This window comes from Alcaligenes sp. 1735tsa3 (genome assembly GCF_024134565.1).
In the GTDB taxonomy this organism is placed as follows: domain Bacteria; phylum Pseudomonadota; class Gammaproteobacteria; order Burkholderiales; family Burkholderiaceae_B; genus Alcaligenes; species Alcaligenes phenolicus.
In genome coordinates this window covers 810985-832625 of record NZ_CP099862.1, presented here as the reverse complement: position 1 = coordinate 832625, position 21641 = coordinate 810985, and the positions used below count along the sequence as shown (strand labels likewise).

Below are 21641 nucleotides of genomic sequence, written 5' to 3'. Positions count from 1 at the left end.
GCCTTTTCGCTGCCGCTTCCCTACTCTGCCCTCTCCAGAAAGCCGACCTTGCCATGAGCTCAGAAATTCGCATTTTTGGCGCCCGCCAGAACACTCTGAAAAACCTGAATGTACGTATCAAAACGGGCGAGTTATTGGTTATTACCGGCGTTTCCGGCTCAGGCAAAAGTTCGCTGGCCTTTGACACTCTGTATGCAGAAGGCCAACGACGCTATGTAGAAACCTTCTCACCCTATGCGCGCCAGTTCCTGGACCGCATGGACAAACCTCAGGTCGATCGCATTGAAGGCATTCTGCCCGCCATTGCCATTGACCAGGTGAACCCGGTGCGCAACTCGCGCAGCACCGTGGGTACCATGACGGAGCTGAACGATTACATCAAGCTGCTGTACGCCCGCTTGGGCGAGTTGTATTGCCGCCAGTGCGCCCAGCCTGTGCGCCGCGACAATGCCGACAGCATCGCCAAGCAGATTCGCAAGCTGGCAGAGGACCACGATGACCCACGCCTGGTTCTGACCTTTGCCGTCAAGGTTCCGGCCAACTTCACGCAGCAAGAAATTGAAACCTTGCTGCATCAGCAGGGCTACACCCGCCTGCACCACGAGGAAACACAGACCGTCACGGCCAGCAGCAGCACGAAAAAGGGTAAAAGCAGCAAAGCCGCCCCCACGGAGCAAAAGCTTCTCTATGTGATTCAGGACCGCTTCCGTGCCAGCACGGTAGAGCCGGAACGTTTCATGGAAGCGATCGAAGCGGCCTTGCGCCACGGACAAGGCAAGTTGACGGTGTATGCTTCGGCCAGTGCCGATGGCCCGGAAACCGCCTGGCGTTTCAGCCAGGGCCTGCACTGTGCTCAGTGCGATATTGAATACAGCACGCCGGTTGCCAGCACCTTCTCCTTCAACTCGCCCCTGGGTGCGTGTGAATCCTGCCGTGGCTTTGGCCGCGTGATGGGTATTGATTACGGCCTGGTCGTTCCCGATCCCAGCAAAAGCCTGCTGGAAGGTGCGATCCGCCCTTGGCAGACAGCCAGCTACAAAGAATGTCAGGTCGAGATGGAGCGCTACGCTCCGGCAGCCGGTGTACGCCTGAGCGTGCCCTGGAAGGACTTGAGCCAGGAAGAGCGCGACTGGGTGATTAACGGCACCCCGGACTGGAAAGGCGGCAATCAGGCCTGGAAAACCCAGTGGTACGGTGCACAGCGCTTTTTCGACTGGCTGGAGTCGCGCGCCTACAAGATGCACGTGCGTGTGCTGCTGTCCAAATACCGCAGCTACAACACCTGCCCGGCCTGCGCCGGCTCGCGTCTGAAACCCGAAGCCAGCTTGTGGCGTGTGGGCGATCAGGCGGCCCCCGCCGATTCCCGCTACCCACGTTTCATGCCCGTGCATTCAAACTGGCTGCGCGAGCAACTGGATGCCATGCCCGGCCTGAGCGTCCCGGACCTGATGCGTTTGCCTATCGAGCACGTGCGCAGCTTTTTCCAAGGCCTGCACTTTGGCGATGCACGCGATGCGGCCATTGATCTGCTCTTGAAAGAAACCCTGTCCCGCCTGGATTATCTGTGCGATGTGGGCCTGTCCTATTTGTCGCTGGACCGCCAAAGCCGCACCCTGTCTGGCGGTGAAGTGCAGCGTATCAACCTGACCACGGCACTGGGCACCTCGCTGGTAAACACCCTGTTCGTGCTGGACGAGCCCTCGATTGGCCTGCACCCACGCGATATGCACCGCATTATTGAAGTAATGCATCGTCTGCGCGGCAATGGCAACACCCTGGTGGTGGTCGAGCACGACCCGCAAGTGATGGTGGCCGCCGACCGTATTCTGGACATGGGCCCCGGCCCTGGCGAGCGTGGCGGTCAGATTCTGTTTGATGGTTCGCCCCAAGCCTTGCGCGGTGCAGAAACGCTGACAGGCCGCTACCTGAGTGGCGAGCTGAGCATCGAATCGCCCCGCCCCATGCCTGTGGCCGACAACACCCCGCGCCTGCTGCTGGAAGACGTAAGCGCACACAATCTGCGTCATATCTCCGTGTCCATTCCGCTGGGCCGTCTGGTCTGCGTGACCGGTGTTTCCGGCTCGGGCAAATCCACGCTGATCCAGGACGTGCTCTACCCAGCCATCCTGAAACAGCAAGGCAAGCCGACGGAAGCCCCTGGCCCTTACGGTGCCTTGCTGGGCGCCGAGCAAATTGCCGAAGTAGTGATGGTGGATCAGACGCCTATCGGCAAAACGGCCCGCTCCAACCCGGCCAGCTATGTCGGTGCCTTTGACCCTATCCGCAAGCTGTTTGCCCAGGCCCCGCTGTCCAAAGAACGCAGTTACACGCCCGGCACCTTCAGCTTCAATAGTGGCGATGGCCGCTGCCCGACTTGTGGCGGCACGGGCTTTGAGCATATCGAAATGCAGTTCCTGTCGGACGTGTACCTGCGCTGCCCGGATTGCGATGGCAAGCGCTTCCGCCCCGAAGTGCTGGAAGTGCGTATCGAACACTTTGGTCGCAGCGCCTCGATTGACGAGGTGCTGGACATGACCGTGCATCAGGCCATGGAGTTCTTTGAAGGCCTGCGCGATGTGCAAACCGGCCTGGCACCCCTGGCCGATGTGGGCCTGGATTACCTGAAACTGGGCCAACCTGTGCCTACGCTCTCGGGCGGTGAGGCACAACGCTTGAAACTGGCGGCTTATCTGGCCCAGGCTTCGCGCACCCGTCTAAGCCAGGTGAAGGTCGCCAAGAAAGGCAATCTGTTCCTGTTCGACGAGCCCACCACCGGCCTGCACTTTGACGATATTGCCCGCCTGATGCGCGCCTTCCGCAAGCTACTGGCCGCTGGTCACAGCCTGCTGATTATTGAGCACAATCTGGACCTGATCCGCGCGGCAGACTGGATTATTGATCTGGGCCCCGAAGGTGGCGAGCATGGCGGCCAATTGCTGGGCGCGGGTACGCCTGGCGACATCATGGCGCTGGAGCAATCGCACACCGGCCATGCCCTGAAAGAATACGAACAAGCCATTCTGGGTAAAGGCTCGGCCCTGTTCCAGGAACCCGAGGTAGATTACAAGGCCAGCTCGGGCGGCAGCAACGATGGCCAGATCGCCATCCTGAATGCACGCGAACACAACCTGAAGAACATCTCGGTGCACATTCCGCACAACACCTTCACCGTCGTGACGGGTGTCTCCGGTTCGGGCAAATCCACCCTGGCCTTCGACATTTTGTTTAACGAAGGTCAACGCCGCTACCTGGAATCCCTGAACGCCTACGCCCGCGCGATTGTGCAGCCCGCCGGTCAGCCCGATGTGGACGCAATCTACGGTATTCCACCTACCGTTGCCATTGAGCAGCGCACCAGCCGTGGGGGTCGCAAATCCACCGTGGCCACCATGACGGAAATCCACCATTTCCTGCGCTTGCTGTATGTGAAGCTGGCCACCCAATACTGCCCGGACTGCCATGTGCCTGTGGCCCCGCAAACGGCCGAGCAAATCGCCGCGCAATTGCTGCGTGATCATAAGGGTGAGCATATTGGTTTGCTGGCTCCCCTGGTCACCGCTCGCAAGGGCTACTACACCGACCTGGCCAAATGGGCGCAGGGCAAGGGCTATACCCATCTGCGCGTGGATGGCGAGTTCATCCCCGTCAACCCTTGGCCTCGTCTGGATCGTTACAGCGAACACACGCTGGAACTGCCAGTGGCCGACCTGATCATTGATCCTCGCCACGAACTGCAACTGCGCCAAGCCATACGCGAGGCGCTGGAGCTGGGTCACGGCTCCTTCAGTGTGCTGGCTCCCCTGACGCCATCGGGTTCCATGTCGCTGGAGCAACGCCGACAAGGTCAACCGCTGTCCACGGCCAGCCAGCAACACTTCTCCGTCAAGCGGGCTTGCCCGTGCTGCGGCACCAGCTTCCCCGAGCCGGACCCGCGCATGTTCTCCTACAACTCCAAGCACGGCTGGTGCAAGGACTGCTTTGGTACGGGCTTGAAGCTGACCGGCTTCGACCAGGAACAAACGGGCGAAGAAAACAGCTGGAATAACGGCTACGAAGGCGAAGCCGTGGAATGCCCAAGCTGCCATGGCCAACGTTTGAACCCGGTCTCTCTGGCTTTTGAATGGCGCGACCAATCCATTGCCAAGCTGGCCGGTTTGCCCGTGGATGAAGCGCAGACCTTTTTTGGCAGCCTGAACATGAGTGGCCGCGAGGCCGATATTGCGCGCGACATTCTGAACGAGATCCGCAGCCGTCTGGACTTCATGCACGAAGTGGGCCTGGGATATCTGGCGCTGGATCGTGCCGCCCCCACCTTGTCGGGTGGGGAAGCCCAGCGTATCCGTCTGGCGGCCCAGTTAGGCTCAAACCTGCAGGGCGTGTGCTATGTGCTGGATGAACCCACGATCGGTCTGCACCCGCGCGACAACCAGATTCTGCTGAACGCCATGGCGCGTCTGGAAGGCAACGGCAATACGCTGGTGGTTGTCGAGCACGATGAAGACACCATACGCCGTGCCCAGCACATTATTGATATGGGCCCCGGTGCGGGCAAACGCGGCGGTGAAGTCATCGCGCAGGGCACACTGGCAGAAATCGAGGCCAACCCCAATTCGCTGACTGGCCGCTATCTGCGCGAGCCGCTCAAGCACCCCATGCAGGCACGCCGTCCCGTCCAGGCCGATGCACCCATGCTGACGGTGCACGATGCCAGCCTGCATAACCTGAACAAGGTCCAGGCCGGTATTCCGCTGGGCAAGCTCAGTCTGGTGACGGGCGTGTCAGGTTCCGGCAAGTCCACCTTTGCCCGCGATGTGCTGCTGGATAACTTGCAACGTGTTGTCGGCAGCAAAGAAAAACCGGTGTGGCAGGGTTGTTCCAGCATCAGCGGCTGGGAAAGCCTGGACCGCGTGCTGGAAGTGGACCAGACCCCCATTGGCAAAACACCCCGCTCCTGCCCGGCCACCTATATCGGCTTCTGGGACGAGGTGCGCAAACTGTTTGCCAACACCAACGATGCCCGTCTGCGCGGCTGGAGCGCCTCACGCTTCTCCTTTAATACCGGCGATGGCCGTTGCCCCTTGTGCGAAGGCCAAGGCATGCGCACCCTGGAAATGAGCTTCCTGCCGGACGTGAAGGTGCCTTGTGACGCCTGCCACGGCCAGCGCTTCAATCCGGAAACCCTGGCGGTGACCTGGCGCGACGTCTCCGCCGGTCAGCTTTTGCAAATGGATGTGGACGAGGCGGTTGAATACTTTGCTGCACATCCTAAAATATTGCGCCCCCTGCAGCTGATGCAAAGCGTGGGCCTGGGCTATCTGACCCTGGGCCAACCCTCCCCCACCCTGTCCGGTGGCGAGGCGCAGCGCGTCAAGCTGGTCAGCGAACTGGTCAAGGCCCGTCTGGACGAAGGTCTGACTCGCACAGGCCGCGCCTACAAGGCTCCGCACACCCTGTACGTGCTGGACGAACCCAGCGTAGGCCTATCCATGGCGGATGTGGAAAAGCTGATTGTGGTGCTGCACCGACTGGTCGATGCCGGTCATACCGTGCTGGTGATTGAACATAATCTGGATTTGATTGCCGAAGCAGACTGGATTGTCGATCTGGGCCCCGAAGGCGGCTCGGGCGGCGGCAGACTGGTGGTGCAAGGCACGCCGGATCAAGTACAAGCCAACCATGCCTCGCATACCGGCATGGCCCTGGCGGAATTTTTAAAGGAACACGGCGCATGTATGGCCGATTTGAAGACAGACTAAAAGGCTATGCGCTGGAAATGCAGGGCTACCTGGGCCATATCCAGGCTCGTAGCCCGGAAGACTTAAGTACTGCTTTTGAAAAAATCGAACAGGCTCGCCAAGCCGGCCACTGGGTGGCCCTGGCACTGGACTACGAACTGGCCGAGTTGTTCGAACCCCGTCTGTCTGCGCGTGATCCAGCGCCCCATGCGCCCCTGAATGCGCTGGTGTTTGAGCAGGCTCAGGAAGTGGCTTTATGGGATAGTCAGGCAAAGCCCGAATTGAAGGTCAGCCTTCAAATCAGTCAGAAAGACTATCGGGATGCGCTGGCCCAGGTTCAGCAAGGTTTGCAGGCCGGGGATTTTTACCAGATCAACTACACCATGCCCCTGTGCATTCAATCCGGCATGGCACCGCGTGATCTCTATACCGCACTGGCCAGCCGCCACCCTGTAGCCTACGGTGCTTATCTGGATCTGGGTGATCGTCATATCCTGTCGCTGTCACCCGAGCTGTTTCTGGAAAAACGTGGCAACACCGTGCGAACCCGCCCCATGAAAGGCACCCGCCCGCGCGATACCGACCCTGTTCAAGATCAGAAAAACGCCCAGGAGCTGCAAAGCAGCCTGAAAGACCGGGCCGAAAACCTGATGATTGTGGATTTGCTACGCAATGATCTGGGTCAGGTGGCCCGCACGGGCACGGTGCACACCACCAGCCTGTTCGATGTAGAGCAATATGCCTCGGTGTGGACCATGACCTCCAGCATTCAGGCAGAGGTAGAGCCGGACTGCCGCCTGCAGACCCTGCTACGCGCCCTGTTTCCCTGTGGTTCGATTACCGGCGCCCCCAAGCTGGCCGCCATGCAATGCATACGCCAACTGGAAACGCAGCGACGCGGTATTTACTGCGGCTCGGTGGGGTATCTCAGCCCCCAGGGCGACTTGTCCCTGAATGTCAGCATCCGCAGTCTGGAGCTGGACAATCACGGCCAAGGAAGGTTTGGCGTGGGCGGTGGCATTGTGCTGGACTCGGACCCGGACCAGGAATGGTTGGAGTGCTTGTGGAAAGCACGTGTCTTGCAGGCCCCTGTAACACTGACTTAAAGGCAGCATCATGAGCCAAAGCAAACCTGAATTGATAGAAACCTTGCGGGTAGACGCGGACGGCCAGATCCCCCTGCTGGAACTGCATCTGGAGCGCGTGGCACGCAGCTGCACGGAACTGGGCTACGACTGGGATGCACAAACCTGGTTGCAGGCCATGCATACCGCGTTGGGCCAAGCCCCAGTCAACACACCCTTGCGACTGCGTATCTTGTGGGGTGCCGACGCCAGCGCCCAGGCACAGGCGAACGCACTGCCAGCACTGGAAGGCCCCTTACAGCTATGCCTGTCCCGCACACCCCTGCCCGCTCAGGACCCGCTGCTCTCGCACAAGACGACGCATCGCCCCTGGTATCAAGAGGCCAGCGCCCTGCTGGAAAAGCATCCCCAAATCTTTGATGTGATCTATCTGGATACACAGAACCGGGTTTGTGAAGGCAGTCGCAGCAATATTTATATTCAGGACGAACAGGGCCAGTGGTGGACACCGCCCGCCCAAGGCTGGCTCTTGCCCGGCGTGCAACGGCAGGCGCTTCTCAATAGCAAGCTGGTTCGTGAAACCGAAATTTCCCTGGAGGATTTACTGAACGCCAAGGCAATCCGAGTCTCGAATGCCTTGCGTGGCTGGCAGGACGCCTTACTGGTTCAGTATCCGATTTAAGGCGTAGTCGGCGGCCTGCATGCCCATGCTGGCCGTCACAGTGACCCCGGAGCCATAACCCGCGCAGGCCAGTCCTTGCAGCGCACCGTCTTCGGCCTGGGTCCAGTTCTGTGGCAGACGCGTTTCCTGCTCGAACCACAGGCAATCCACTCCCATGCGAGGCACACGCTTCAAGGCGCGGCCCTGAGCATCGCTGCCACGCGCAAAGCCATGCTGCTTGCGCAGGATCTGGCGCAGCTTGCCCAACAAGGCATCATGGCGTGCTACCGACAAGTCTCCCCGGCGCAACGTCAGCGGATCGGTTTTGCCTCCTGCCCCGCCGCAGCTCAGCAGGGGCACCTTGCAGCGCCTGGCCTGCAAGATCAGAGCAATCTTGGCACTAGCCTGGTCAGTGCAATCCAGAAACACGTCGGGACGCTGCTCCATCAGGCTGGCCGCATTGTCCTCGGTGACAAAATCTTCAATCAGCTGCAGCTGGCACTGAGGATTGATCTGCGCAATGCGCTGGGCCATGGCTTCAATCTTGGCCATGCCCAAGGTGCTGTCCAGGGCAGGCAACTGGCGGTTGATATTCGATTCGGCAATATTATCCAGATCAATCAGGGTAATCCGGCCCACAGCAGAACGGGCCAGCGCTTCCACCGCCCAGGTTCCCACGCCCCCGATACCCGCCACCATCACATGGGCGGCCGCCAGACGCTCTCGCGCTCCGGCTCCATACAAACGATCCAAACCGCCGAAACGGCGTTCGGCATCCATGTTGTGCTGCTCTGTCATGCAATCTGTCCATCACCGGCCCATGCGGCCAAACCCGTTAATTCTACGTCTAATTGCCCCTGACCAGCCTGCGAAACGGGCCTTATGCCCTGGTAGCTTGACTGGGCCCTGCCAAATAGCAACACTCATATAAGCAAATTAGTATTTTTCCTTAGTTATCAGCATCAAAGCCCGCTACAGTGGACTGTGCTTGCTCTACAATTGTCATAGGTTTCAAGCATCTGTGATTTTGGCTTACCACCCCTTTTTGCCGTGAACATCGATTCTATTTCCGCCTCGCCTTCCGCCGTACCCACACCGTGCAGCTTTCGTGTCCTGACTGACGAAGAGCGCAACGCCTCTTTGCGTCAATCCCTGGAAGAGGTGCAGTGGTGTGAAAAACAAGACCTGTGGGTCTATGGTTACGGCTCTCTGATCTGGCGTCCCGATTTTGAATTTGCCGAGCAGCGCCAAGCCTTGCTGCGCGGTTACCACCGGGCGCTGTGCTTGTGGTCACGTATCAACCGCGGTACGCCCGAGCAGCCCGGTCTGGTTTTCGGGCTGGATGTAGGCGGTTCTTGCCGGGGCATGGCCTTTCGTATTCCCGCCGAAAGCGTCCCCAAGGTATTTGACGCCCTATGGCTGCGCGAGATGCCCAGCGGTGCCTATATTCCTCGCTGGTTGCGCTGCCGCACCAGCCAGGGCGATATTCGTGCCCTGGTCTTTACCATGAACCGCAAGACCGACGCCTACGTCCCCCGTATGCCGGACGAACAGTTGCGACAAGTGGTGTACTCGGCCCAGGGAACCAACGGCCCTTGCATCGAATACGTCATGGAAACCGCCTCGGCGCTGCAACGCTCTAAAATTCTGGATAAACGCCTGCAATCAGTGGTTCAATTACTACAGAGCCAGACCGCACTGCTTAATCCTCAACAAGCCTAAGAGCGCCCCATGTCCCTTGCCGATTTGCGTAACGAATACGAACGCTTTTCCCTGAGCGAAAACGAACTCTGTGCCGATCCTCGCCAGCAATTCCAACGCTGGCTGGATCAGGCGATTGAGCTGAAAGAAGTCGAACCCACGGCGATGACGCTGGCCACCGTGAACCCGGAAGGCCGCCCATCGGCGCGCATTGTTCTGCTCAAGGGTTACGACGAACAAGGCCTGGTGTTCTTTACGAATTACCAATCTCGCAAGGGTACGGACCTGGACCATAACCCTTGGGCCAGCCTGTCCTTTTTCTGGGCCTCCATGCAGCGCCAGGTGCGCTTTGAAGGCCGCATCAGCCGCATCAGCGCGGCCGAATCCGACGAATACTTTCACAGCCGTCCTCTGGGCTCTCGCATTGGTGCCTGGGCCTCGCCGCAAAGCCAACCCATCAGCCGCACAGAGCTGGATGCCCGTGCCAAGCAGTACACTGAAAGCTTAGGTGAACATCCCGCCCGCCCTGAACACTGGGGTGGCTTCCGACTGACTCCAGACCATGTCGAATTCTGGCAAGGCCGTGCCTCGCGCCTGCACGACAGGCTGGTGTTCGACCGCAAGGACACATCTGACTGGCAGGTGAGCCGACTGGCTCCTTAAGCCGTTCCCTTGGGGACGCCTGCCCTCAGCATTGATGCAATGACTGTTTTTTCTTCTACCTTCGATAGTGACTTCTTCCGTTCGGCACTGGGCCGTTTCGCCACTGGCGTGACGGTCGTGACCGGTGCCAACAAAGACCACCCGGATCAGGCCATTGGCCTGACCGTCAGCTCCTTTAACTCTGTTTCCCTGGACCCACCTCTGGTGCTGTGGTCGCTGGCCAAGCGCTCCCAGTCCCTGCCACACTTTGTGGACGGCCAGGGCTACGTGATTCACGTTTTGGGAGCCAGTCAGCTATCGCTGGCCAAGCGCTTTGCCTGGGGCGATCAGGCCGAGCGTTTTCGCGATCACCCCATCAAGCGTTCCCCGCACGGCTTGCTCATGCTGGACGACGAGCGCTGCAGTGCCTGGTTCGAGTGCAAGCCTTATGCCGTGCATGAGGCAGGCGATCACCTGATCTTTATCGGTGAAGTCACCCACTGCGAACGCAGCGCCCATCAGCCCCTGATCTACCATGCGGGCGACTTTGACCTGACTCCCTCCCTGGCATGACGGGGTGTTGCAACGCAGCCCTGACGACGACAGCATGGCGGGAGTACACTACGCCTTTTGCTCCAACGCGCCAATAAGGTCCTGATTCATGGCAAACGATGTCGATTGCATAGTGCTGGGAGCGGGAGTCGTAGGCTTGGCCTGCGCCCGACAAATGGCCCAGCAAGGCATGGAGGTTCTGCTGATCGAGCAAACCGCCAGCATTGGCAATGGCGTCAGTTCCCGCAATTCAGAGGTCATACACGCGGGCATTTACTACACGCCGGGCAGCCTGAAGGCCCGCCTGTGTGTAGAAGGCAAAGCCCGGCTGTATGACTACTGCCAGGAACACCATATAGCCCACGCCCGTTGCGGCAAGCTGATTGTGGCGACCACGCCCGAACAGGAAGCCGATCTGCTCAAGCTGCAGGCCCAGGCGCGCGCTTGTGGTGTGGACGATTTGCAGTGGCTAAATGCCGCCCAGGCCCAGGCTCTGGAGCCGGCCTTGAATTGCAGCGCCGCCCTGCTCTCTCCTTCCACCGGCATTGTAGATACCCATGCCTTGATGCTGGCCCTGCAAGGCGATGCAGAAAACCACGGTGCCCAACTGGTCTTCAATACGCCTTTTGTCAGTGCGCGAGTCCTACCCGGACAAGGTTTCGAAGTGCATGTGGGTGGCGCAGAAGCGTTCAGCCTGACAAGCACCCATCTGATCAATGCGGCTGGTTTGGGCGCGGTCGCCGCCGCACGCCAGATCGAGGGGCTGGATGCCAGCCATATCCCGCATGCCTATCTGTGCAAAGGCAGCTATTTCTCTTTGGCGGGTCGCTCGCCCTTCAAGCACCTGATCTACCCCATGCCCAATAAAGCCGGGCTGGGTGTGCATCTGACGCTGGATCTGGCCGGTCAGGCCCGCTTTGGCCCGGACACCGAATGGGTACAGGACGAGAACTACGATATGGACCCGCAGCGGGGCCAATCTTTTTACGCGGCCGTGCGCGAGTACTGGCCCGCTTTGCCCGATAACAGCCTGAACCCCGCCTATAGCGGTATCCGGCCTAAAATTGTGCCCGCAGGCCATGCGGCAGCCGACTTCGTCTTTTCGGGTCCTGCCGAGCACGGCATACCCGGATTGCTGAATCTGTTCGGCATCGAATCGCCCGGCCTGACCGCGTGTTTAGCGATTGCACAACACAGCCAAGAAGCCCTGGCCCAGGCAGCTTAAAAACTTTTCTGAAATCTTTACAATACTGTCGATGAACGATTACATCTTGACCCTATCCTGCCCGGATCGTACCGGCATTGTCCACAGCGTATCGGGCTGGCTGCTTGAGCAGAACGGCAACATTCTTGAGGCACAGCAGTTCGGCGACGCCGCCACCAACCGCTTTTTCCTGCGCATCCAGTTTTCCCTGCCCGAAAAGCAGGACGTCAATGCGCTGCAAACCAGCTTCGCACCCATTGCTGAAAAATTCAGCATGGACGCCAATATTTACGACGCACAACGCAAAGCCCGCTTGCTGATCCTGGTCAGCCGTCAGGGCCACTGCCTGAACGATCTGCTGTTCCGCGCCCATAGCGGCCAACTGCCGGTGGAAATTGCTGCTGTGGCCTCCAACCATACCGACCACGCCGGTCTGGCTTCTTCTTACGGCATCCCTTTCCATCACCTGCCCGTGACACCGGAAACCCGCCCCGAGCAAGAGCAGCAAATCATCGACCTGGCTCGTGATCTGAAGATTGATCTGGTTGTGCTGGCCCGCTACATGCAGATTCTGTCCACCAATCTGTGCCAATCCCTGTCTGGCCGCGCCATCAATATTCACCACAGCTTCCTGCCCAGCTTCAAGGGCGCACGCCCCTACCATCAGGCACATGCTCGCGGTGTGAAGATTATTGGTGCTACCGCCCACTACGTAACGGCTGACCTGGACGAAGGCCCGATCATCGAGCAGGACGTGGAACACGTGACCCACTCGGTCAGCCCAGCCGAACTGACCCAGATCGGTAGCGATGTGGAGTCTCTGGTTCTGGCCCGTGCAGTACGTGCCCACGTAGAGCACCGCATCTTGCTGAACGATCAGCGCACGGTGGTATTCCGCTAAGCAGCGAGATCAGACCGGACTTAAGAGACTGAAAAAAAGCCCTCAATGCTATGGATATAGATCCACGCATTGAGGGCTTCTTACTGGTCACCCATTTTTTCAGAAGCCAGACGATTTGTGCCTGCTAGCTACTTGGCAATTAGCTCTACCAGCCTATGGCAACGATCGACTGCTGTCTCTGCCAATCTCTGACGAGTATCTGCTTCAAATCGCCAACAGCCTCTCCCGAATACTGACTGCTTACCCAAGTCCGCCATGCGCTTGCAGCATGTCTCGTCGGCAAGACCCATGTTTACCTCGGGTACACGGCTACAAGCTCTGCTTATTGCCCTAACGCTAAACCTTCACGCCGAGGGTCTACCCCCGCTTCCAGTCCCTCCTGAGTCCAGCGAATCACATGCGTACCGCTAGGAAAAGGCTGCTCACGCACCTCGTGCCCCATTGCCCTCAAGGCCTGCGCCTGTTCCGTCACCGTAGTCCCAGCTTCCAGCTCAGTCGCCCAATTGCGGCTGCCGTAGTGGGGCAGGCTGACTGCCTGTTGAGCATCCAGATTCCACATCAACATGCCGGTCAGGGCTTGAGCCACGTAAGGAATGATGGCACTGCCACCGGGTGAACCCAGGGCAATGACAGGGCGGCCATCCTGCATCACCATCATCGGTGCCATGGAACTGCGTGGACGCTTGCCGGGCTCCACCCGATTCACGGACAGGCGTCCCATTTCGTCTTTGGGGCTCAAGGCAAAGTCAGTCAGCTGATTGTTCATCAAGAAACCATGCACCATGATCTTGCTACCAAAAGCTGACTCGACCGAAGTGGTCATGGACACCACTTGCCCCTTGGCATCCGCCACGGACAAATGCGTCGTGGAAGGCAGCTCGGGCGTGTTATCGCTGGCAGCTTGTGAGTCGGCCAAGGGCTTACCCGGTTGAGCGTGTCCCATGGATCGGTCTGGCTGAATCAAGGCAGCGCGGGATTTCAGATACTCCGGAGCCAGCAAAGCCTGCTGAGGGACAGACACAAATGCCGGATCGGCCACCCAGGCATCCCGATCCGCGAAGGCCAAACGCCCCGCTTCAGAGAAATAGTGAATCGCTTCCACAGATTGCGGCTTCGCCTCAGCAATGGGCGTGTGCTGCAAGATACCCAGCATCTGCATCACACTGATAGCCCCGGAACTGGGCGGTGCCATGCCACAGAGGGCCACTTGCTGCCAGTCCATACAGAGGGGTTCACGACGCAAGGCGCGGTACTGCGTCAAGTCAGACACGGCCAGATCACCCGCAATGGGATCGGCAGCGACGGCAGCCACCATATCCTGGGCAAGTTCACCTTGATAAAAAGCCTGTGCACCCTGCCTGGCCAACAAGCGCAGCACCTGCGCGTATTCCTTGTTCTGCAAACGATGGCCAACTGGCCAGGGCTTGCCTTGCTCGTCCAGAAAATAGGCACGTGTAGCCGCCTTGTCAGCCAGTTCAGGATTATCGGCAATCAAGGTATTCAAGCGTGGGCTGACTTCAAAACCGACCTCGGCAAGCTCAATCGCCGGGTCAAACAAATTCGCCCACGGCAGCACGCCGCCGTCTTTATGCATCAACTCCAGGGCACGCAGCAAACCCGGTACGCCTACCGAGCGACCACTATTGACCGCCTGCTTGAAGGACATGGTTTTACCGTCCAGCTCGAAGCGATCCAGACTGCTGGCTGCGGGCACCGTTTCCCGTCCGTCATAGCTCATCAGGCCGGTCTTGGGCTGGAACATCAGCAAGAAGCCGCCACCGCCAATGCCGGAAGACTGTGGTTCCACCAGCCCCAGAACCAACTGAGCCGCAATGGCTGCATCCACCGCACTGCCTCCCTGATCCAGGATGCGCAAACCCGCTTGTGTCGCCAAAGGATGTGCCGTCACCACCATGCTTTTCTGGGTGACAAGCTTGTCACGCTGCATGACACTGCTGGCGGTTTCCGGGTTCAAATGCTGGTTGGCTGCTTCCCGAGCGTGCGCAGGTAGCGCCAGAGCCAAGGTCAAGGCAGCCGACAACAGAGCCGGTTTCCAGTGCAATCTCATGTGTTCTCCTTTTGGTCCTCAAGCAGCCATTGTTCCAGCAAAAGCACCGCTTCGCTGGGCTCATTGGCCGTAGGATAACTAAAAAAATAGGCCTCACTGACAGGCATGGCATGGTCCAGCGGCATGATCAGCTCGCTCTGCTCCAGCGCCTGTTGCACCAGAAAACGCGGCATCAAGGCCACGCCCATGTCAGCATGCAATGCCGCCATCACCAGGCTGAACAGCTCGTAACGCGGGCCGGAACTGACACGCAAATCAGGCTCCAGACCGGCAGATCGATACCAGTCCGACCAGCTATCGGGGCGCGTGGACATATGCAGGTGAACCAGCTTTTGCCAGTCGTCACTGGCGGCCAGCTCGGGCGAGCAGACCGGCACCAGTTCGCCTTCGTCAAACAGCTTGATCCCTTCAGTTTGCGGCCACAACTGCCGTCCATGATAAATGGCAGCATCAAAGGGGTGGTCGCCAAACTGAAACGGAGTGGTACGCACGGACAGGCTGACGGTGATATCCGGATAGCGCTGGGAGAAACGGGCCAGACGCGGCATCAACCACACGGTCGACAAGGTAGGCAGCACGGCCAGATGGATGCTGCGGCCCACACCGGCGCGTGCAATCAGGCTGAAAGTATCCTTGCCGATTTGCTCCAGATGGTGACGGATGCGAGCAGCATAATCGCGCCCTGCCGGAGTCAACACCAGACGCCGCCGCACCCGTGTCAGCAAGGTCACGCCCAGACGTTGTTCCAGGCCGCTTACCTGCCGGTACACCGCGCTATGCGTCAAGGATAATTCCTCGGCCGCACGGGAAAAAGTCCCCAAACGGGCCGTGGCCTCAAAGGCCTGTAATGCGCCCAAACTGGGTACGCCTTGTCTCATAGGTCTTCCTCTTAATCATGCCGCCTCCGCCCTGCCCATTCAGTGCAGGGCCGGATCGTTACGCCAGAACACGACATTGTGCAATTTTATCAATTGCCTTGTGCGCTTTATGCACACTATGCTGAGACTTTATATTGATCTCGCTGATCCACAGCCACCTGAAGATGCGCTTGCTGCTCATAGTGGCGACTGTCAGCGATACTGAAGCAGCTCTTTTCTATTTTCCAGATTGATGGCGCCCATCCAGGCTCCACCTGACTGACCCTCTTTGATCTTCCCGGAGTACCTCTATGTCTGCCAATCCCTCTTTCCATTGGGACGACCCCCTGCTGTTGAATCAGCAGTTGAGCGATGAAGAGCGCATGGTGCGCGATGCCGCCCACGCCTATGCACAGGAAAAGCTGCTGCCACGCGTACTGGAGGCCTTTCGCCACGAACAGACTGACCCCGCCATCTTTGCCGAGATGGGCTCGCTGGGCCTGTTGGGGGCCACCATTCCCGAAGCCTACGGTGGCGCTGGTCTGAACTATGTCAGCTATGGTTTGATCGCCCGCGAAGTGGAGCGTGTGGATTCAGGCTACCGCTCCATGATGAGCGTGCAATCCTCTTTGGTCATGGTGCCGATTTTTGAATTTGGCAGCGAAGAACAAAAACAGAAATATCTGCCCAAGCTGGCCAGCGGCCAATGGATTGGCTGCTTTGGCCTGACTGAACCCAATCATGGCTCGGACCCCGGCGCCATGGAAAGCCGCGCTGTAAAAGTGGACGGTGGCTATCGTCTGAGCGGCAACAAGACCTGGATTACCAACTCCCCCATCGCCGATGTGCTGGTGGTCTGGGCCAAAGTCGTGGGTGGTGACGACGACGGCAAGATCCGCGGCTTCATTCTGGAAAAAGGCATGAAAGGTCTGTCCACCCCGGCCATTCACGGCAAAGTAGGCTTGCGTGCTTCCCTGACCGGCGAAATCGTCATGGCCGATGTGGAGATTGCAGACAGCCAGATGCTGCCCCATGTCTCGGGTTTGCGTGGCCCTTTCACCTGCCTGAACTCGGCCCGCTTCGGGATTGCCTGGGGTGCCTTGGGCGCCGCCGAATCCTGCTGGCATACCGCCCGCCAGTACACCCTGGACCGCAAGCAGTTTGGTCGCCCCTTGGCGGCCAATCAACTGATCCAGAAAAAACTGGCTGATATGCAGACCGAAATTACACTGGCGCTGCAAGGCTGCCTGCGTCTGGGACGCATGAAAGACGAAGGCACAGCGGCGGTCGAAATCACCTCCATCATGAAGCGCAACTCCTGCGGCAAGGCACTGGATATTGCCCGACTGGCACGCGACATGCTGGGAGGTAATGGTATCTCTGACGAGTTCGGTATTGCTCGCCACCTGGTCAATCTGGAAGTGGTGAACACCTACGAAGGCACCCACGACGTACATGCCCTGATTCTGGGACGCGCACAAACCGGGATTCAGGCTTTCTTCTAAAGCAAACCAAACAGGGCAAAGCCAAAGGCTTTGCCCTTGTCCGTTTCAACCGGAACAAACTGGTGAATTACATGCCGTAAGGGGACTTCTCTCCCGTCTGCATTTACGGTTTTTACTACCGAGAGACTCGAGGTAAACAGTATCCCTTCATAAGCAGCGGGCAAAAAGCCTGGAATGAAGGTTCTTTCCAGTCGCAGGGCCGTCTCAAGATCAAAGTGGCCGCTGGAAAGTTGGTAAACCAAAACTATGCGGTGGCGGTCTTTTTATTCTTGTTCGGACTTCAACTCAAACATGCTGGTCGATTCCATTTCCAGCACCAGCTCATCACGCTGATTGAACACATTCCAATTCCAGCGAATGATACCCAGATCTGAACGGCTGCTGGACACACGCTTGGACGCCACCGTGGCCTCCAGACGGATTGAATCACCGGCCCGCACAGGCAAAACCCAGCGCAGACGCTCCAGACCGGGCGAACCAAAGGACTCGGAATCGTGCAAGGCAGAATCCACGGCCATGCGCATGGTTTTGCCGCAAGTGAGCCAGCCGCTGGCGATCAAACCGCCCCAATGGCCCTCTTCGGCCTGCTTGTCGTCAATATGAAAGGACTGCGGATCGTATTTCTGGGCAAATTCCAGCATTTCTTCGCGAGTCACAGGGACAAGTGGGTGCTTGATGACCATACCCACTTCAAATTCAGCAAATTTCATGTTGTTGTACAACGAAAAAAGCCCCCACGCTGCGCCTTCGGCTTGCTGCCCCCCGAGGGGGAGGTTTTGCCTTGGGGCGGCCCGGCGACAAAAAAAAGCCCCCACGCTACACCTTCGGCTTGCTGCCCCTCCAAGGGGGAGCTTTCACCTTGGGACGGCCCGGCGGCAAAAAAGATCGAGATCGCCACTCTACCATCTCTGCCAGAATTTGCAGCCCCTGCCCCTACTGCGCCACAAACCGCAGCAAACTGTCCACATCCGGTATCAGGAGAAGCCAGCCTGTGCGTCTTATACCAATCTATGGCATAAAGAGAGTTTCCTGATTACTAATTACCTGAGCGCCCGGTTTGTTCGGGGCTATGCACAACCAAGGCTATGACAACACTCGATTCATCTTTGCAATTTGCGAGCCTGACTCAGGGCTCACAAGCCATCCAGCTGGAATATCAACGCATTGCCCCCGAACGGGAAACCGCCCCTTTGCTGGTGTTCCTGCACGAAGGTCTGGGCTCGATTGCCATGTGGAAAGACTGGCCGGCACAACTGTGCGAACAAACCGGCTGTAGCGGCCTGATGTATTCCCGCTATGGCTATGGCCGCAGCACCCCTCGCCCGGACAATCGCCCCAAAGAGCCCGACTACCTGCATGAGCAGTCGCTGGACGTGCTGCCTCAACTACTGGAGCAACTGGGCGAAGACGGCAAGAAGCGCCCGATTGTGCTGGTCGGCCACAGCGATGGTGGCTCGATTGCCCTGCTGGCGGCCAGTGGCTTTAGCGACAAGCTGCAAGGCATTGTAGTGATGGCCCCGCACCTGTTCGTGGAAGACATTTCCCTGCGCGGCATTCTGGTTGCCCGCGAAGCCTACGAGCAAGGCTTTTTACGCGAACGTCTGGGCCGCTATCACGATGATGTGGAATCCGCTTTCTGGGGCTGGAACGCCACCTGGACCGATCCCCGATTCCGCGACTGGAATATTGAACAAGAGGTCAGCCGTATCACCTGCCCGATTCTGGCGATTCAGGGCGTGGATGATGAGTACGGCACGCTGGAACAGATCCGCCGCATCAAGGAGCTGGTGCCCCACACGGAGCTGCTGGAACTGGAGCAATGCGGTCACCTGCCCTACCGGGATAAGGAAGCGCAGGTGAACCAGGCGATTGTGGACTTTCTGAAACGAACAGCCCGCTAAGTAGCGAACTCACTCAGTCCCTAAGCTCAGCCCTTAAAGCACACACGCACTACTAAACAGCAGACTTATTCAAAGGCTGCTGCTGCTCGGCCCAGGCGGTCATTGACCGCCTGCCAGTCCGGCGTATCCGGGCAACGCTGCACCCAAATATGTTGGTACTGGCCTTGGTCCAGACGACGCAACATGGCGTACAAGTCCTGGGCATAAAGCTGCGCATCCGGGCTGCACACATACCAGTCGTGCACCTCCGCCGAAAATGGCGGCAAGGAGGCAAAAGCGACAATGGCCTGCTTGCCCCCCTGGCTCAAAGCAGCCTGCACCGCAGCCGCGCTGTCTTCATCAAACAAAGATAAAGGGGTACGCGGCGCATAGTGCGCTTTCAAGCTGCCCGAAACCTGTGGGGCTTGTTGATCCGGGTTGGCGGGTTCGTAGCCGATAACCTCGGCAATCATGGCGGCACTAATGTGGCCAGGCCGCAAAAGCACGGCACCCACACCTTGATGAGTACGCGACACGTCCACAATAGTGGACTCGATGCCCACTTCCGACGGGCCCGCTTCCACAATCAGCAGTTCCTCTGCACTCATGTCCGCGAATTCATCGCGTACATGGCTGGCCGCCGTGGGCGATACCTGACCGAACTTGTTGGCCGAAGGCGCCGCCACACCGGCCTGACCGCTGGGCTTGAGTTCTGCCATGCGCTTGAGCAAAGCCTGTGCCACCGGATGCGAAGGGCAACGAATACCAATGCTGCTTTGCCCGCCACTGACCGTATCCGGAATAGCCGGATTGCGCGGCAAGATCAGCGTCAAAGGACCCGGCCAGAAGGCATCAATCAATTGCTGCGCCACTGGCGGAATATCCGTCACCCAATAGCGCAAGTCAGCACCGGGGGCCACATGCACAATCAAGGGATGATTCGCAGGGCGGCCCTTGGCTTTGTAAATCAGTTGCACCGCCGCCGGGTTTTCTGCATCCGCGCCCAGACCGTAGACTGTCTCGGTTGGAAAGGCCACCAGCCCCCCTTGTGCCAGCACACGGGCGGCTTGCTCTATCTGCTGCTCGGAAGGGCTACGGGTGGAATCACTCATGATCAAACGCGATACGCAAGGCAGCGGCGGCTCGGGCAGTGCGTTCACGCACTTGCTGATCCGACTCGCCCACAATATTGACGTGACCCATCTTGCGGCCAACACGGGCCTCGGCCTTGCCGTACAGGTGCAAGGACACGCCAGGCACAGCCAGCAAGGCAGCCCAATCAGGTTCACGCATCTGGCCCTGTTCATCAAACCAGATATCGCCCAGGATGTTGAGCATCATGGAAGGACACAAAGCGCTGGTATCACCCAAAGGCAAGGCCGCCATCACGCGGGCTTGCTGTTCAAACTGGCTGGTGACGCAGGCGTTCATGGTGTAGTGACCGCTATTGTGCGGACGGGGAGCCACCTCATTGGCTAACAAACGGCCATCTTCCAGAATGAAGAACTCCACACACAAGACACCCACGTAGTCCAGCGTACGGGCGATAGCGGCAGCCGCCTGACGGGCCTGCTCGGACAAGGCATCATCCTGAAACTGGGCGCTGATGGTGGACACGGCCAAAATGCCATCACGGTGCTCATTACGGGCACATGGGAAGGTTTTGACCTGATCGTCCAGGCCACGGGCCAAGACAACCGAAATTTCGGATTTCAAGGGTTGCAGGGCTTCCAGCACACAAGCCTGGGAACCGAACTCCTTGAAGGCAGCCAGCCCCTGTTCACGGTCTGCCACACGTGCCTGACCCTTGCCGTCGTAACCAAAACGCGCAGTCTTCAAAATGCCGGGGAACAAGGCGCTGTCAGCGGCCTGCAAATCGTCCAGGCTTTCGATGGCCGCATAAGGAGCCACCGGCACACCGGCCTGCGCGATAAAGGCTTTTTCACGAATACGATCCTGCACAATGCCTACGGCATCACCAGACGGTGTGACTCGTGTGTGCTGGGCCAAGGTCAGCAAGGACTGCGCCGGGACGTTCTCGAACTCGGTACTGACGGCTTGGCACAAGTCCCCCAGACGGGAAAGCGCTTGTGCGTCATCGTAGGCCGCACAGATATGCAGATCCGCCACTGCGCCTGCAGGGCTATGGGTGTCCGGGTCCAGCACGGCCACCTTGTAGCCCAGGCTTTGGGCGCTATGGCAGAACATGCGGCCCAGTTGGCCGCCTCCAATCATGCCCAGCCAGGAGCCAGGGACCAGAAGGGCAACATCAGTCATGGGGGTCATCATCACAAAATAAAATCAGGCAGTAGCAGGAGGAACACGCATAGCTCGGGCGGCCTCGGTCTGGCGGGCACGGTACGCAATCAGTTTTTCAGTCAGCACAGCATCGTTGACCGCCAGATTGGCAATCACGTGCAGCGCGGCATTGGCAGCACCGGCTTCGCCAATGGCAAAGGTGGCAACCGGCACGCCCTTGGGCATTTGCACAATCGACAGCAGGGAATCTTCACCACGCAGGTAGCGCGAAGGTACAGGTACGCCGAACACGGGCAAGTGCGTCAGGGCAGCCAGCATGCCGGGCAAGTGAGCCGCGCCGCCTGCACCGGCAATAATGGCTTTCAGGCCACGGGCCGGAGCCTGGGCACCATAGTCCACCATATCAATCGGCATGCGGTGGGCAGAGACCACACGGCACTCATAGGACACGCCAAATTCGTCCAGAATGGCCACAGCCTGGCTCATGACATCCCAGTCGCTGGAGGAACCCATCACAATGCCCACTGAGGGGGCCGCAGGAGTTTGTACGCTCATTAGAGATACGCCCTAAAAGGAAGAAGGCGCCATGCT

At 58.9% G+C, this 21641-nt stretch carries 17 protein-coding genes; 10 read left to right on the top strand and 7 right to left on the bottom strand.

Going from position 1 to position 21641, the window contains the following annotated elements:
• Positions 1 to 53 precede the first annotated feature (53 nt).
• The 3 genes from uvrA to NIZ92_RS03815 are packed head-to-tail and all read left to right on the top strand — an operon-like array spanning position 54 to position 7502.
• Positions 54 to 5756, top strand: coding sequence for an excinuclease ABC subunit UvrA (gene uvrA / locus NIZ92_RS03825; RefSeq protein WP_226348931.1), 5703 nt, complete (start codon positions 54 to 56; stop codon positions 5754 to 5756).
• The gene (pabB, locus tag NIZ92_RS03820; protein ID WP_254002728.1) at positions 5729 to 6841 is read left to right on the top strand and encodes an aminodeoxychorismate synthase component I; all 1113 of its coding nucleotides are present in this window, start codon (positions 5729 to 5731) and stop codon (positions 6839 to 6841) included. The genes uvrA and pabB overlap by 28 nt, the downstream gene beginning before the upstream one ends.
• 10 nt (positions 6842 to 6851) lie before the next feature.
• Positions 6852 to 7502 (top strand): aminotransferase class IV, encoded by a 651-nt coding sequence (locus NIZ92_RS03815; protein WP_254002727.1) that lies wholly within the window; start codon positions 6852 to 6854, stop codon positions 7500 to 7502.
• On the opposite strand, the gene NIZ92_RS03810 is transcribed toward NIZ92_RS03815, so the two are convergent.
• Positions 7479 to 8279: a ThiF family adenylyltransferase gene (locus tag NIZ92_RS03810; RefSeq protein ID WP_035271118.1), complete on the bottom strand. Its 801-nt coding sequence runs from the start codon at positions 8277 to 8279 to the stop codon at positions 7479 to 7481. The genes NIZ92_RS03815 and NIZ92_RS03810 overlap by 24 nt on opposite strands.
• Positions 8280 to 8531: 252 nt before the next feature.
• Here NIZ92_RS03810 and NIZ92_RS03805 point away from each other — a divergent pair, with 252 nt between their 5' ends.
• The 5 genes from NIZ92_RS03805 to purU all read left to right on the top strand — a co-directional run bounded on the left by NIZ92_RS03805 (position 8532) and on the right by purU (position 12481).
• Entirely contained in the window at positions 8532 to 9203 is a 672-nt protein-coding gene (locus tag NIZ92_RS03805) for a gamma-glutamylcyclotransferase (RefSeq protein WP_009455103.1), read from the top strand.
• A gap of 9 nt (positions 9204 to 9212) precedes the next feature.
• The gene (gene pdxH, locus NIZ92_RS03800) at positions 9213 to 9845 is read left to right on the top strand and encodes a pyridoxamine 5'-phosphate oxidase (protein ID WP_035271119.1); all 633 of its coding nucleotides are present in this window, start codon (positions 9213 to 9215) and stop codon (positions 9843 to 9845) included.
• 39 nt (positions 9846 to 9884) lie between these two features.
• A complete protein-coding gene (locus tag NIZ92_RS03795) occupies positions 9885 to 10397 on the top strand; it encodes a flavin reductase family protein (RefSeq protein ID WP_009455106.1) in 513 nt (170 codons plus the stop codon).
• Between the two features lie 88 nt (positions 10398 to 10485).
• Positions 10486 to 11601: an NAD(P)/FAD-dependent oxidoreductase gene (locus NIZ92_RS03790; protein WP_254002726.1), complete on the top strand. Its 1116-nt coding sequence runs from the start codon at positions 10486 to 10488 to the stop codon at positions 11599 to 11601.
• A 25-nt stretch (positions 11602 to 11626) separates the two neighbouring features.
• A complete protein-coding gene (gene purU / locus NIZ92_RS03785) occupies positions 11627 to 12481 on the top strand; it encodes a formyltetrahydrofolate deformylase (protein ID WP_164837966.1) in 855 nt (284 codons plus the stop codon).
• A 322-nt stretch (positions 12482 to 12803) separates the two neighbouring features.
• Here purU and ggt read toward each other — a convergent pair whose 3' ends face one another.
• On the bottom strand, positions 12804 to 14549 hold the full coding sequence (ggt, locus tag NIZ92_RS03780; RefSeq protein ID WP_254002725.1) for a gamma-glutamyltransferase: 1746 nt from the start codon (positions 14547 to 14549) through the stop codon (positions 12804 to 12806).
• Positions 14546 to 15427: a LysR substrate-binding domain-containing protein gene (locus tag NIZ92_RS03775; RefSeq protein WP_254002724.1), complete on the bottom strand. Its 882-nt coding sequence runs from the start codon at positions 15425 to 15427 to the stop codon at positions 14546 to 14548. Before NIZ92_RS03775 ends, ggt begins: the two co-directional genes overlap by 4 nt.
• Positions 15428 to 15717: 290 nt before the next feature.
• On the opposite strand from NIZ92_RS03775, the gene NIZ92_RS03770 reads away from it, so the two are divergent.
• Positions 15718 to 16911 carry an acyl-CoA dehydrogenase gene (locus tag NIZ92_RS03770; protein ID WP_022983442.1) on the top strand — a complete coding sequence of 398 codons (1194 nt, stop codon included), beginning with the start codon at positions 15718 to 15720 and terminating at the stop codon, positions 16909 to 16911.
• A 263-nt stretch (positions 16912 to 17174) separates the two neighbouring features.
• Here NIZ92_RS03770 and NIZ92_RS03765 read toward each other — a convergent pair whose 3' ends face one another.
• Complete coding sequence (locus NIZ92_RS03765) at positions 17175 to 17621, bottom strand: MaoC family dehydratase (protein ID WP_035271462.1); 447 nt, start codon at positions 17619 to 17621, stop codon at positions 17175 to 17177.
• Positions 17622 to 17996: 375 nt separating this feature from the next.
• Here NIZ92_RS03765 and NIZ92_RS03760 point away from each other — a divergent pair, with 375 nt between their 5' ends.
• The gene (locus tag NIZ92_RS03760) at positions 17997 to 18812 is read left to right on the top strand and encodes an alpha/beta fold hydrolase (protein ID WP_060185596.1); all 816 of its coding nucleotides are present in this window, start codon (positions 17997 to 17999) and stop codon (positions 18810 to 18812) included.
• Positions 18813 to 18877: 65 nt separating this feature from the next.
• Here the strand turns inward: NIZ92_RS03760 and NIZ92_RS03755 are convergent, their stop codons facing one another.
• From NIZ92_RS03755 to purE, 3 genes are read right to left on the bottom strand one after another with little or no spacing between them, the layout of a single operon-like run.
• Positions 18878 to 19903, bottom strand: coding sequence for an L-threonylcarbamoyladenylate synthase (locus tag NIZ92_RS03755; RefSeq protein WP_254002723.1), 1026 nt, complete (start codon positions 19901 to 19903; stop codon positions 18878 to 18880).
• Positions 19896 to 21068, bottom strand: a complete 1173-nt coding sequence (locus NIZ92_RS03750; RefSeq protein ID WP_254002722.1) for a 5-(carboxyamino)imidazole ribonucleotide synthase — start codon at positions 21066 to 21068, stop codon at positions 19896 to 19898. The genes NIZ92_RS03755 and NIZ92_RS03750 overlap by 8 nt, the downstream gene beginning before the upstream one ends.
• Before the next feature lie 24 nt (positions 21069 to 21092).
• A complete protein-coding gene (gene purE / locus NIZ92_RS03745) occupies positions 21093 to 21605 on the bottom strand; it encodes a 5-(carboxyamino)imidazole ribonucleotide mutase (protein ID WP_254002721.1) in 513 nt (170 codons plus the stop codon).
• Positions 21606 to 21641: the final 36 nt, after the last annotated feature.

Bases quoted from the DNA above. Each gene is read 5' to 3' on its own strand.
- pdxH (WP_035271119.1), top strand. From the start codon at position 9,213: ATGTCCCTTGCCGATTTGCGTAACGAATACGAACGCTTTTCCCTGAGC.
- NIZ92_RS03750 (WP_254002722.1), bottom strand. From the start codon at position 21,068: ATGACTGATGTTGCCCTTCTGGTCCCTGGCTCCTGGCTGGGCATGATT.
- NIZ92_RS03790 (WP_254002726.1), top strand. From the start codon at position 10,486: ATGGCAAACGATGTCGATTGCATAGTGCTGGGAGCGGGAGTCGTAGGC.
- purE (WP_254002721.1), bottom strand. From the start codon at position 21,605: ATGAGCGTACAAACTCCTGCGGCCCCCTCAGTGGGCATTGTGATGGGT.
- NIZ92_RS03810 (WP_035271118.1), bottom strand. From the start codon at position 8,279: ATGACAGAGCAGCACAACATGGATGCCGAACGCCGTTTCGGCGGTTTG.
- NIZ92_RS03775 (WP_254002724.1), bottom strand. From the start codon at position 15,427: ATGAGACAAGGCGTACCCAGTTTGGGCGCATTACAGGCCTTTGAGGCC.
- NIZ92_RS03765 (WP_035271462.1), bottom strand. From the start codon at position 17,621: ATGAAATTTGCTGAATTTGAAGTGGGTATGGTCATCAAGCACCCACTT.
- ggt (WP_254002725.1), bottom strand. From the start codon at position 14,549: ATGAGATTGCACTGGAAACCGGCTCTGTTGTCGGCTGCCTTGACCTTG.
- NIZ92_RS03815 (WP_254002727.1), top strand. From the start codon at position 6,852: ATGAGCCAAAGCAAACCTGAATTGATAGAAACCTTGCGGGTAGACGCG.
- NIZ92_RS03755 (WP_254002723.1), bottom strand. From the start codon at position 19,903: ATGAGTGATTCCACCCGTAGCCCTTCCGAGCAGCAGATAGAGCAAGCC.
- uvrA (WP_226348931.1), top strand. From the start codon at position 54: ATGAGCTCAGAAATTCGCATTTTTGGCGCCCGCCAGAACACTCTGAAA.
- pabB (WP_254002728.1), top strand. From the start codon at position 5,729: ATGTATGGCCGATTTGAAGACAGACTAAAAGGCTATGCGCTGGAAATG.
- NIZ92_RS03760 (WP_060185596.1), top strand. From the start codon at position 17,997: ATGACAACACTCGATTCATCTTTGCAATTTGCGAGCCTGACTCAGGGC.
- NIZ92_RS03795 (WP_009455106.1), top strand. From the start codon at position 9,885: ATGACTGTTTTTTCTTCTACCTTCGATAGTGACTTCTTCCGTTCGGCA.
- NIZ92_RS03770 (WP_022983442.1), top strand. From the start codon at position 15,718: ATGTCTGCCAATCCCTCTTTCCATTGGGACGACCCCCTGCTGTTGAAT.